13 protein-coding genes are annotated in these 11,765 nt (G+C 58.1%); 1 reads left to right on the forward strand and 12 read right to left on the reverse strand.

Annotation, left to right across the window (positions count from 1 at the left end; genetic code table 11):
• Positions 1-31: 31 nt before the first annotated feature.
• The 5 genes from LRS06_RS22780 to LRS06_RS22800 form a co-directional block, all read right to left on the reverse strand.
• Positions 32-949 (reverse strand): hypothetical protein, encoded by a 918-nt coding sequence (locus LRS06_RS22780; RefSeq protein WP_257873651.1) that lies wholly within the window; start codon positions 947-949, stop codon positions 32-34.
• Positions 949-1,299 carry a hypothetical protein gene (locus LRS06_RS22785; protein ID WP_257873652.1) on the reverse strand — a complete coding sequence of 117 codons (351 nt, stop codon included), beginning with the start codon at positions 1,297-1,299 and terminating at the stop codon, positions 949-951. Before LRS06_RS22785 ends, LRS06_RS22780 begins: the two co-directional genes overlap by 1 nt.
• Before the next feature lie 106 nt (positions 1,300-1,405).
• Positions 1,406-2,407 carry a hypothetical protein gene (locus tag LRS06_RS22790; protein ID WP_257873653.1) on the reverse strand — a complete coding sequence of 334 codons (1,002 nt, stop codon included), beginning with the start codon at positions 2,405-2,407 and terminating at the stop codon, positions 1,406-1,408.
• Positions 2,408-2,434: 27 nt separating this feature from the next.
• Positions 2,435-3,394 carry a site-specific integrase gene (locus LRS06_RS22795; RefSeq protein ID WP_257873654.1) on the reverse strand — a complete coding sequence of 320 codons (960 nt, stop codon included), beginning with the start codon at positions 3,392-3,394 and terminating at the stop codon, positions 2,435-2,437.
• Between the two features lie 167 nt (positions 3,395-3,561).
• Entirely contained in the window at positions 3,562-4,242 is a 681-nt protein-coding gene (locus LRS06_RS22800; protein WP_257873655.1) for a hypothetical protein, read from the reverse strand.
• 154 nt (positions 4,243-4,396) lie between these two features.
• On the opposite strand from LRS06_RS22800, the gene LRS06_RS22805 reads away from it, so the two are divergent.
• Entirely contained in the window at positions 4,397-5,323 is a 927-nt protein-coding gene (locus LRS06_RS22805; RefSeq protein ID WP_257873656.1) for a toxin-antitoxin system YwqK family antitoxin, read from the forward strand.
• 15 nt (positions 5,324-5,338) lie between these two features.
• Here the strand turns inward: LRS06_RS22805 and LRS06_RS22810 are convergent, their stop codons facing one another.
• From LRS06_RS22810 to LRS06_RS22840, 7 genes are all read right to left on the reverse strand, one after another.
• Positions 5,339-7,741, reverse strand: coding sequence for a multicopper oxidase domain-containing protein (locus tag LRS06_RS22810; RefSeq protein WP_257873657.1), 2,403 nt, complete (start codon positions 7,739-7,741; stop codon positions 5,339-5,341).
• A 6-nt stretch (positions 7,742-7,747) separates the two neighbouring features.
• Positions 7,748-8,926: a DUF2231 domain-containing protein gene (locus tag LRS06_RS22815; protein WP_257873658.1), complete on the reverse strand. Its 1,179-nt coding sequence runs from the start codon at positions 8,924-8,926 to the stop codon at positions 7,748-7,750.
• Between the two features lie 321 nt (positions 8,927-9,247).
• A complete protein-coding gene (locus LRS06_RS22820) occupies positions 9,248-9,445 on the reverse strand; it encodes a hypothetical protein (RefSeq protein ID WP_257873659.1) in 198 nt (65 codons plus the stop codon).
• 94 nt (positions 9,446-9,539) lie between these two features.
• Complete coding sequence (locus LRS06_RS22825) at positions 9,540-9,746, reverse strand: heavy-metal-associated domain-containing protein (protein ID WP_073289190.1); 207 nt, start codon at positions 9,744-9,746, stop codon at positions 9,540-9,542.
• 159 nt (positions 9,747-9,905) lie between these two features.
• On the reverse strand, positions 9,906-10,550 hold the full coding sequence (locus tag LRS06_RS22830; RefSeq protein WP_257873660.1) for a hypothetical protein: 645 nt from the start codon (positions 10,548-10,550) through the stop codon (positions 9,906-9,908).
• 163 nt (positions 10,551-10,713) lie between these two features.
• On the reverse strand, positions 10,714-11,049 hold the full coding sequence (locus LRS06_RS22835) for a four-helix bundle copper-binding protein (protein WP_257873661.1): 336 nt from the start codon (positions 11,047-11,049) through the stop codon (positions 10,714-10,716).
• Between the two features lie 86 nt (positions 11,050-11,135).
• Positions 11,136-11,765 (reverse strand): helix-turn-helix transcriptional regulator, encoded by a 630-nt coding sequence (locus LRS06_RS22840; protein ID WP_257873662.1) that lies wholly within the window; start codon positions 11,763-11,765, stop codon positions 11,136-11,138.

The following is an 11,765-nucleotide window of genomic DNA, read 5'->3' on the forward strand; positions in this document are numbered from 1 at the left end:
AACTTTTCTACTAAGTTGAAAAGCGAAAGATTCACGTAGTCAATTCACGAATCAGCGCACTTGAAATGGGCAGGCCACATTCCATTTCCATCCAAGCCCATTGACCGTTGGGGTTGATTTCCAGAAAATAATATTGGCCATCGGTCGCTTTTATTAGGTCTATTGCTCCAAAGTTGAGGTTTAGTGCGCTAACCAATGAGCGGCAGCGGTCTGCCATGGATTCTGGCAATACATATGGCTGAAAGGCAAGCTTTTCCTTGCGCCAGTCGTGCTGTGTGGTTGCGTATGCCTGTGAATCAACTGAGGCAGCAAAAACGTGCTGGCCTACTACGGTTACACGTATTTCGTAGGCTTTGGGGATGTTACGCTGGAAGATACTGGGTGTAAGAAAGTACCGGTCTAACTGGGCAATATGTTCAGGTCTGACTTTATTCGTAAATACAACCTGCTTGTAGCTATCGAATAGGATTTTATTATTGAAAATGGGCTTTATGATAATATCCCCGTCATGCTTATGATAAAAATCAACTATGGACTGCCGTTGATTCGTAGCAAGCGTTTCCGGAATAATGAAACCCAACTCCACGGCCTTCCTAAGGTTGACAAGCTTATTTTCCGCTTTGTAGATGTGCTCCGGTTGGCTAACCCATTTGCAGTCAATCAGGTGATAGAAGTTGTTTAGTAGTGCCAACAACTCACTGGCAATGTAATCCGCTACGTGCGCGTCCTCCAGTGTCACAATGGGCTTTTTGACCCGCCGAAACCAGACCGCGGTAAATCGCTCGATGTTTCCGAGACTTAGCTGAAAACCTCCCGAGAAGCCTATCGAGTACGGGTATTCAGCCAAATCCTCACAGTTCAGCCGGAAGTAAGGTATAGAGGCCGCATTCAGTTGGTTGATGACAAAGTCAGCGGTAAAGTCTTCCTTATGAGTAATGATGAGTATCATCAATCAGTATCGGAGCTTTCGTGGGTCAGGGTCAGCGTCATGGTTGCTAGCCGAGCAAGCAGGGCGTGGTAACCCGGGTCGCTATCGGATACCTCATTGTGCGTGCGTGTTTCGGTAGCAGTGTCCAAATAGCGACGGCAATTGTCAAGCTGAGGGTTACGGTCAGTATCCGAATCTTCGTGCATCGTCTTGGTGAAGGTTTCCGTTGCCAAGCGACTTAGGGTAATTGCCGGTTCGCTGGTTCCCTTCAGAACAGTAAGATTCAGGGTTTCAGAGTAAGACAATGATGCTGCGAAATCATCATCGCTCAACAACGGCTGTTCGGCGTATTCAAGAATAAGAGGAAGCATCTAGGTGTGTAGAGGGGTTGCAAATGGAGCTTTGAAGCTTATCACTACGTCATTGCTTACAAAGCGGAACCGCGATAAGTTACAATCGCAAGTTCAATAGACAGCATTAGGCCTCAGCGGCTTGCTCTAGGTACAGCTGCTTGTCTTTCCTTCTAGTATGTACCCAAGGGATTGGGGATAGGTGATAGGCTTCAGGGAGTATTCCGGCCTCGGCAATAAATTTAGTATACTCGATGTCCGATGTGATTATTGGGAAAGAGAACCCGGGGGCCTGCGCCATCAGAGCCAGCGAAAAAGATGAATAACCAAGCTCTTTGGGCGTCGACTTATTGCCGTGTAAGGACAAATATGCACTCGCCTCCTCACCATCGTAAAGCTTGAACTTAGCGTCGTGCATCAGGGCCAAGATGCACACAAAAACTGCTTCAAACTTTTTCCGGAACGGTTTGCTCTGAAATCCGGACAGGCCCAAGTCTTTGGATACCCTATTCAGAGCCTTGTCGAACTCATGTTGTAACCCAGCGTAACTAATTGCTCCAATTCCAAGGACCGTTCCGCGGATAAACTTCAATATGTCATCAACCAGATGAATCTCGTGAGGCTTCAGAGTTGGATTAAGGTGATAGAATCCGGCCTCCTTAGTGAAGGACCTTTTCAAAAGCTGATGAATATCTCTTTTATTTAGATTGTAATATTTGATTAAAATATCATCTGTCAAGTCATCTAAACTATCCAAGACGAAAAGGTGGAAATCAGCTTTTGAAATTTTCGGCAGGCTGATGTATCCGAGTATCTGGTCAGTATAGTAGCTGTCTGGCATTCTGGGCTCGCGGGTAATAACATTCGATTCGGCCAGTTTCTTCACCCCTTCCGAAGCCATCTTCATTTTGGCGTATTTCGCATTAATGGCTTTATGGCAGATGCCACGCTCTCTTTGGGGGTGCGCAACAAAGTCTGCTACCTCCCTCAAAAATGATTCCTCGCGCAGGAATTCTCGCACATCGATGAGCAGCATTTTAATGTCGTACTCATCAAATTGGTCATCAGCAATTCTTTGAATACTTCGGTTCAGAGAAGCAACCAGCTTTGAGTTGTGAGCCTTTATCATGGTGCAGTATAAGGAACAGAAGCAACCTTACAGGCCTAACTCTTTGGCGGCATTATGCTGCTGTACATTGTCTAGTCGCGTATAGCGCCGAATCATCGCACTGGTTTTGTGCTTGGTTTGGTTCATAATTTTGCTATCGTCCGCTCCGTTGAGCTTCGCCACCGTGACAAAGGAAGCCCGCAACGAATGGGCTGTGTAGCCGGGTCCCAAGTAACGCTGCACTAGGGTGTTAATGGTCTGGTCTGAGAGCCGATTAGCAGTAATTCGGTTGCCCTTGCGAAGCATGACAAACACCGGCCCATCGCTGCGTTCCAGTTGCTCCAGCCATGCCTTGAGGGAACGGATGGGGCACACCGCCGGCTCAGGGGAGTAGAAAATTGCCTTCTCCTCATAGTCACCCAGTTGATTGGTTTTGCTCTTGCCTAGTGACACGACCAAGCACTCCTCAGTAAAGCGTAAGTCCTGCAGGTTGAGGGCGGTCAGCTCGGAGCGGCGAAACGCCCCCGTGAAACCGAGTAACAGAATGGCCCGGTCCCGCAGACCGGTCACCGTTTCCACGTCCAGGCTGCGCACGAGCTGCTTGAGTTGCACAAGTGAAAATGCCGGCGCCTGCTTTTGCCGAACGCCATGTAACCGGCGCACTCCATCCATGAAAATCTTGAACTGCTTGTCGTCCGTTGGCGAGTCCACACCACGAACCGCATGCGCCTTGCTGATGGCCGCGCAGTGCTGCTCCAAGGTGCCGACCTTTTTGCCGGCTTCGGCCAGATGGGTACAAAAACCAACCAGCGCATCAACGGGCGCCGGCAGCGCCGAGAAGCCGTGCTCGGTGCACCAGGCGCTGAAGCGCTTCAGGTGCGCGGCATACGCACGGGCCGTATTGGGTGCGCCGGTCAGCCCGGCCTCGACATAGCGGGCGGCCGCGCCCGTGTGGTGCGCCAGCCCGTGGCCCACGGGATTCACGGTCAGTGCGGCGGAGTTTTCCATGCAGCCTATATATAAGGTATCGTCACCTGGTTTGGGATATGCCGGCAAGATAGCAGATAGGTAGTGATAAGACTTACTAATCGATACCTATTCCTGAAAAGAAAGGTCGCTGTCATCAACGGCCTTCTAGGTATGATAACTAAGACTTATCATACCTTATTTAGTGTCTAAGCCGGTCGGTCTGCCTCACCCAAATTGGTTTTCAGTTTTCGCAGGTCTGCTTTGATGCGCGGGCCGATGCTTTTGCCGTGACAATTTTTGTAACGGTCGGGTCCCTGGCAAAGGCATCGCTTCTTAGGCATACCGCCCATGTAAATGAATCCCTGCAAGGCGTTTTTCAACGCATCGTAATAGTGGTGAAGCTCTAGGGCAGCGTCGGGTAGCCGCATGTGCATATCATCTCCCCGGGTACCGTAAGCGTGTATCTTGGAAAGCGTTTCGCATACTCGGATAAAATCGTCCACTACAGGGTTACCAGTGATATTGATTCGCACGTTGTCTGTGTCTTGGCCGGTGTACACAAACCCTTCATTGTCCGAAACGAAAAGCGTGTGTTCGGCCTGCCCTTCCGTTGGGGTGATGTCTACGAACTCTTCCTGCTCATCTTCCCAGACCGCATGCCTTTCTGCTTCGCATAGGATAGTTGTTTTGTGGATAGCCCAACCGTAATGAATTCGCCCGCCATCCCGCTTCACCTTTTCCTCAACATTGGGAAAGCAGTTTAGATGCTTAGCATAAGGTTCCGGCCGGATAAGTACCAACTCGGGTTCAAACTCAACCTTCAACTTATCAAGTAGCTTGGTAACGAAAGCATCATCCTTGTCTGGAGGGGTAGTAGCGTGTAGCATGAGCGCAAGTAAAGGGTAATAGGGGGTGGAATTAGCCTACCAAAATACGTGGCCAGCTACTGACCATTTTATTGGGCGGCATTGATTAGTGTAAAAGCATCTAGTTAGTACTTTTACCGACCGCCCTTCCGCTTATTCTACTAGCAAAGTCTATATGGCAAAACTTTACATTCTTCAATTTCTACTTCTGATTGTCAGCATTCCTACGCTCGCCCAGCGGCCCAAGCCCGCCGCGGTTACCCTGCCCCCGGCCGATACCGTCTACTTTGACCGCGACTGGGAGCGCACCGAAACACTGGAGGAAGTCAGCTACGCCCGCGTTGCCCGCCACGATGCCGCCGGCAAAACCATGGGCACGGTGCGGGACTACTTTTATCCGTCCTGGAAAAAGCAGTGGGAAGGCAAGATGGCCAGCGAAGCCCCCGACAAGCCCACGGGACTGTGTTGCGGCTGGCACGAAAACGGCCAGGTGAGCTTCAAGGGCACCTACGTCAACGGCGTGCAGCAAGCCGACTTTCGCAGCTGGCGCGACGATGGCCGGGAAATCAAGTGCAAGTCTCTCATGCAGGAGGCGCTGCCGCTGAGCACCGCCTCGATTCACTGCAGCAACTGCATGCACATCAGCCGCAAAGTCTTCACCGTGGACATTCCCGAAGGCACGGTGGGCATCGTCTACAAGCTGGATGTGCGCGACGAAGGCCAGCCCCCGGTGTCGTGGTCCACGGCTCTGGCCCTGGCCGGCGTAGTCGGTACGGGCGGCATGTCCGCGCCCGCCCTGCTGACTACGGCGGCTACGGCCCTCACAAAGCAGGGCAACAATGCGCCGCCCACCGTGAGCACCAAATGCCACTGGTACATCACGCCCGACGAAGCCTCAGCGCAGCAGTTTCTGGACACCAAAGGCTACATCAAGGACGTGAAGAGCTGCCTGCGCGTGGCGTCCAACACCCCCCAGGAAACCCGGCCCATCAGCCTGCCGCCCGGCATCCGCCGGCTCTACGTGTGCGTGAACAACGACAACTACACCACCGACGCCACGGCAACGCTGAGCGTGACGGCGCTGGTGCAGACCTGCAAGTAGGGAGCCGGCTGCCCGTTAATAGTGGAGGGTCAGGCCAGCTCCCCACTTGTAGTCGCTGTCGTAGTTGGTGCTCAGCGACACGTACTTGCTGACCATGTAGCGGAAGGCGACGTTGTACTCCCGGTCCGTGTTCACCAGCAAATCGGCAAAGAAGTTGTTGCTCAGGGGCAGGTCGGTGCGCTCCAGCTGCAGGCGCACCTTGCCGTTGCTGTCCAGGCGCAGCTCCGAGCGCACCAGCAGCGGCAGCAGGTAGTACAGGCCCACGTCGAAGACGCGCCGGTTGTTTTTGGTGTTCCGCTCCCCTTCCGCCAGCAGCGTGCGGTTGTTGCGGTAATCGAAGCCGACGAAGGCGGCGAGAAACTGCCGGTTGTCGAGGTAGCGCAGCAGGTGGGTTTCGGTCTCGAAGTTGCCCTGGTAGTTCGCCCGGCCCTCGAATTCCAGCGCGTTGCGGTTATTGGAAAGGGTGGTCTCTAGAAAAGCGCCCTGCGAGTGCGCCATCAGGTCGGCCCAGAGGTAGGGCCGGTTGTCTTCCTTTTTCAGCTCCTTGTAGTCGGTGCGGGCGTACTGGTTCTGCGGGGTGCCTTCGTAGCTCACGATGCGGGCCATGCCGGCCATCATGTGGTAGAGGATGTGGCAGTGGAAAAACCAGTCCTGCTCCTCGTTGGCGTCGAACTCGATGGTGACCTTGCCCATGGACTGAATGTCGAAGGTGTGCTTCATCGGCGAGTAGGCGCCCTGGGCGTTGACGAGCCGGAAAAAGTGCCCGTGCAGGTGCAGGGGGTGGCGCATCATGGTGGTGTTGGTGAACGTCATGCGCACGTTCTCGCCCTTGCGGATGGGAATTTTGTCGGCCTCGGACAGGGTCTTGTTGTCGAACGACCACACGTAGCGCAGCATGTTGCCGGTCAGGGTCAGGTTGATTTCCCGCCACTGCTTGGTCGAGTCCAGCGTGGTGGGGTTAAGGGCCCGCAGCTGATTGTAGTTGAAGTCGCCGGCGCTGCCCCCCATGCCACTCATTCCGGCCATGCCGCCCATGTCCATGCCCGCCATGCTGCCCGTGTCCTGCATGCTGCCCATGCTCTTGCCGGCTTTTTCCTGGGCATTTTCGGGTCGGTTCTGCGGCGAGGGCGCCGTGGTGGCGGGCGGCGCCCCGTGCTGCATGTCCATCCCCGGCATCGGCGAGCCACTAGCTGGCTTCTGGCCTGACATGTCCATGCCTTTCATTTCCCCACTGCCCTGCTGCTTGGTCATGCCGGCGCCGCCCATATTCATGCCGCTCATGCCCTCCATGCTGTTCATTTCGCGCATCATCTGGAAGTAGTTGATGCGGGGCAGGTCCGGCGCTTTCATCGGCTCGCCCGCCCCGATGTAGGTAGAGGTGTAGCCCGTGATGTCGTTGGCCGTGGCCCGAAACTCGGCCGCGCCCATGGCGGGCACGGTCACCAGCAGGTCGTAGGTTTCGGCCGTGGCAATTTCGAGCTTGGTGACCGGGAAGGGCTCCACGTTGATGCCGTCGGCGGCAATCACCTGCATGGGGCCGCCGGCGTACTGCAGGAAAAAGTACGAGGAGGCGCTGCCGTTGATGACGCGCAGGCGCACCACCTCCCCGGGCTTGGCGTCCTTGAAATAGCCTTTTTCCTGCCCGTTGGTCAAAAACTTGTTGTAGTAGATGTCGGTCAGGTCCATGGCCGGCATGCGGCCCCACTCCTGCTTGAGCTTGTCTTTGAAGTAGCCGGCGGCCAGGGCCTCGCCGTAGCTCTGGGTGGCGCCTTTCTGCACGGCAAACCACTCGCCGGTGCGCTTGAGGTAGCGCAGCACTTCCTTGGATTTGTGGTCGGTCCAGTCGGAGAGCACCAGCACGTACTCCTTCATCTCGTAGGGAATCCGCTTGGGGTGGATAACGATGGAGCCGTACACGCCGTCCTGCTCCTGCAGCATGGTGTGGGAGTGGTACCAGTAGGTGCCGCTCTGTATCAGGGGGAACGTAAACGTGTGCGTGCCGCCCGGCTCCACGGGGGCTGTGTTGAGGTAGGGCACGCCGTCCTGCGCGTTGGGCAGCAGGATGCCGTGCCAGTGGATGGAGGTTTCCATGTGCATCTGGTTGTGCACCCGAATCACGGCCGTGTCGCCCTCGTTGAAGGTGAGCGTGGGGGCCGGAATCTGGCCGTTGATGCCGATGGCCCGGCGGGTGCGGCCGGTGAAGTTGACCAGGCGCTCGTCGACGTACAGGTCGTATTCCACCCGTTTGCCCACGTAGCTGGTGCGGGGCGTCACGACTTTGCCCTGCAGCTCGGCGGCCGGGGGCGCGGACTGGGTCAGGTGGGGCTCGGTGCCCTTGGCCATGCGCATGCCCGGCATATTTTGGGCCCAGGCGGGCAAGGTGGCCAGCAGCGCAGCTAGCAGAAAGAGTACTCGCATCGTCACTTAGTTATTGCTTTTGGGTTGGGTGCGCGCCGGGTTGTTGTCCTCGAAGCGGTACTTGTCCATCGGGCTGGGCATGGCCATGCCAGGCATTGTTCCGGCGCCCTTCATGTCCATGGCCTTGCCATCCTTGCCCTTCATGTCCATGCCCTTCATATCGCCCATGCCGGGCATAGATTCGCCCTTTTTCATGCCTGGCATTCCTGACATGTCGCTCGTTGTTTGACGAGTCGTGGCAGGCTTTTGGCCGCTGGCGGGCTGCATGCCGGGCATGTTTTCCATGCCCTTCATCGGGCCCATGTTGCCCATGGCAGGCTGATTCCGGGGCGTATTCTTCGGGCGGGCGGGCCCCATATCCATGCCCGGCATGTTGCCCATATCCATTTGAGTGGGCTGCCCTTTACGGCTGGGCCCTTGGGCAGAAGAGCGCGGTGTGCTCATGCCGGGCATGTTCATCCCCGGCATATCCGCCATGGCCCCCGGTCGTGCGGCGCTACGTGTTCGTGCCGGCTGCGATTGGCCGCCCCGCGGTTGATTGGGCATGGTCATGCCGTCCATCTGTTCCATGGGTTGACCGCGCTGGCCTGGCTGAGCGGCCTTGGGGTCCATGTTCATGTCCTCCATTCCGGGCTGGGGGTTGTCCGACGTCGTGCCGGTCTCCTCGTTGTGGGCGTCCGCCCCCGAAGTAGGCATGTCCATATCAGGCATTTCTTCATCCCCACCGTGGCCGTGGCTTTTGTCGAGCAGGTTGCCCTGGGGGCCCACGCCCTCCACGTACACCAGCTGCGCGCCCCGGTGCCCGGCCACGGAAAGCGCGCCGGCCGCCGCCACCGCCGCTACCAGCACCACCACCTCGTAGGCTCGGCGCTGTACCTTAAAGTAAAACCCGATGCTGGCTAGTAGCAGCGTGATGCCCGAGAGCCAGGTGGTGTAGCTGGCAAACTGTTCGTGGGCCGCAAATACCGCCGCCGCCCGGGGTGACAAGCCCAGGGGCAGGGCATGAAACACCGTGCTGGCCGCCACCGCCCCGGCGAAGCCCCCGGCCATTACCGCCAGGGCAATCCAGCGCACCTGGGGCCAGTCCTTGAACACCAGCAGGGCCTGCAACGCCGCGGCCAGCATAATCAGGACGATGGGTAAGTGCACCACCAGGGGGTGCAGATTGGGAAAATCTGAAAACATAGAGCCGAATTAGCTAAGGCTGGTGCACGGAAAAACCCCGGCTCACCGCTAATAGCAGCGCCGGGGCATTGCCCGATGGACGATGAAGAGGCCGCGCGGACCTCTGGCCCCTCGCCGGATGGTCGTTGCAGTTCTCTGTGATGTACCATACGTAGGCGGGCCGAGACAATGTTTACACGCAAGGGTCCACCCAGTTGCATAATTTCAAGCACCACGGTAGCTGCGTAGGTACACCGTGCCCAGCTGCCGGCCGCTTTAGGGAGTGCCAAAACGAAAAACGCCCGGCCACAGGGTCAGGCGTTTTAAGCAGCATCGGGTAGCTTACTTAGCGGCGCAGCAGCTGGGGGCTCCTGCCGTGCAGGCCGGAGTGCCGGCCTGGGCGCAGTTTTGCACCAATGGGCAATCGGGGGTGCCCTTCAGCGGGCAATCAGCCGCGGCGGACGTGGGGCTGGTGAAGCCAAACAGCGCACCAGCGGAGAGCAACGCCGCAGCGCTGAACATCATCATCTTGTGTTTCATCGGTTCTAGTGATTAAGATGGGCCCGCCGGTACGGCCGCGGGGTAGTTTAAGAATCCACGGTCCGTACGTCGTGGGTAGCACTCAAAAGAGAAATTAGGCCTTGGTAGCCTTGAAGCCGGCATCTTCCACCAGGGCCAGCACCTGCTCCTCGGTCACGTCGCCGGTCACGGTCAGGACCTTGTTGGGATTGGCCGTGTCGACCTGCCAGCTGGCAATGGCCTTCTCGCCGTTGAGGGTGGGCGTTACGGCTTTGATGCAGCCGCCGCAGTTGATGTTGGTGTTGAATTGAAGCGTTTTCATGGTAGTAATGCATGGCGCCCTTGGTGGGCGGGTTCGGGTTTAAAACACCCAAAAGTAGCGGCACGTGCCCGGGAAGGGGTACAGAATTAAGCTTGAGGCTTGCATGATTTGTATCAGCTGTGCCGCTACTGGCCCGCCTATCACGGCGCAGGACTTGCTTTAATGATGACTCATGCCCCCGCTTAGCAGGTGTTTGCCAACGACAAAGAGCAGCAGCAGCACCAGCCCGGCGATGAGCAGATAGCGGCCCCAGGGCTTCGGCAAAGCAGCGGCGTGACCCGCGGCCACGGCTTGGGCGTGGGCCTGCTGTTGCTGCCGCCACTTACCGATGCGTCCCCAGGGTTTGTAGACCGAAATGGCGGTGGCCGCCAGCAAGACCACCAGCGCGGCGGCGGCATCAGCCAGCAGCTGCAGGCGTAGCCCGCGCAGGTCAGTCGTGGATAGGTCGGACTTGGCGGCTACCTCGGCCAGGTAGGTAACGGGCTGCATGTGCAGCAGCAGCAAGAGCGTGGCGCCCACTGTGAGCACCAGTTTCACCAGCACCCAGTAGTGCTTGAACAAGCCCCAGGGCGTACCCAGCGCCTGCACCACGCCGGTGGCCAGCGCGGCCAGGCTGGAGGGCACGATAACAAACCAGCCGCTCAGGCCCATGGCCAGGTAGGCCGTGCGCACCAGTAAGGCATCGGAGCTGGTCAGGCCGGTGATGGCCAGGGCCAGGAACACGGCCACGGCTCCGAGCCAGCCCACCGAGAACGTGATGTGGGCGGTGAGCAGGAATTTGCGCAGGGCGGGAGCCAGGGTCATCAGCGGGGTATTTATGACGGGTAAACGACCCCGCAAAAGTAGGAGCGCCGCCCATGCCCGGCGTACAGAATTAGGCCGCGAACCAGCATGATTTCCACGCCGGAACCCAAGAAAAAAGCCAGCCCGTACGCGACGGGCTGGCTTCACACGGTATCAATAACAATTAAGCGGCGATGCCCTGGCGGCAAGCCTGCTCGCAGCGGCGGCAAGCCTCGGCGCACTCCTTGCAGTGCTGGGAGTGGGCGCCGTGCTTCTCGCACTCGTCGGCGCAGGCCTTACAGATTTCAGCACACTCCTTCAGCAGATGGGCGGCGTGCTCCGAGCCGCGGGCCACGAGGCGGGCGGTGAGGGCACACACGTCGGCGCAGTCGCGGTCCAACAGGACGCAGCGGGCCATCATCTTCACGTTGTCTTCCTGCAGGCAGGCCGTGGCGCAATGCTCGCAGGCGGCGATGCAGGCATTGAGGGCGTCGAGCAGGCTTTGGTTTTGGGTATGCATGGGAAAGGTATATAAGTGAACAAACAAGGCAACCCGACCGGGCTGCTGCCTAAGTATACCTCCCCCATGGCCCACGGTTTTGCATATTACTTCCCATCCCTTGCATGATTTGGGGCCTCATCCCCCACAACCGCAGCCATTTCGGCCCGCAGCAGCCGGCGATACGCGGAAGGCGAGCAGCGGGCCAGGCGCCGGAACTGGCCGGAGAAGTGCGCCAGGCTGGCGTAGCCCAGGCGCCGGGCAATGAGCCCCACGCTCAGGGAAGACGAAGTCAGGAGTTCCTGGGCATAGGCCAGGCGCTGACTAATAATGTAGGCCGCCAGCGTCTTATCGCCCACCAGGCGGGCAAAGGCCGCGCTGAGCTGCCCGTAGGTCAGGTCCAGCTCCCGGGCTACCGCCGCCCCAAAAGCCCGGTGCCGCAGGCTTTCACCCGGCTCGCGCAGCAGGCGGTTCACCGCCACGCTGACCCGTTCCACCAGGGTCTGGTGAAAGGTTTCGAGCAGGGCAAACCGCGCTGCTTCCAGCGTGGCCCGCAGGCGGGGCCAGTCCAGCTCCTCGGCCGTGCCCGCCACCGTGGCCGCGCCCAGGCGCACGTCGAGCACCTGCAAGCCCAGGCCTTCCAGCTCCTGCCGAACCACCCGGATACCGCGCGCGCACACCATGTGCTTGATGTAAAGCACAGTGGTGGGCGCAGCAGAATCGTGGCGATTAGGCAT

The sequence above is a fragment of the Hymenobacter sp. J193 genome, assembly GCF_024700075.1.
In the GTDB taxonomy this organism is placed as follows: Bacteria; Bacteroidota; Bacteroidia; order Cytophagales; family Hymenobacteraceae; genus Hymenobacter.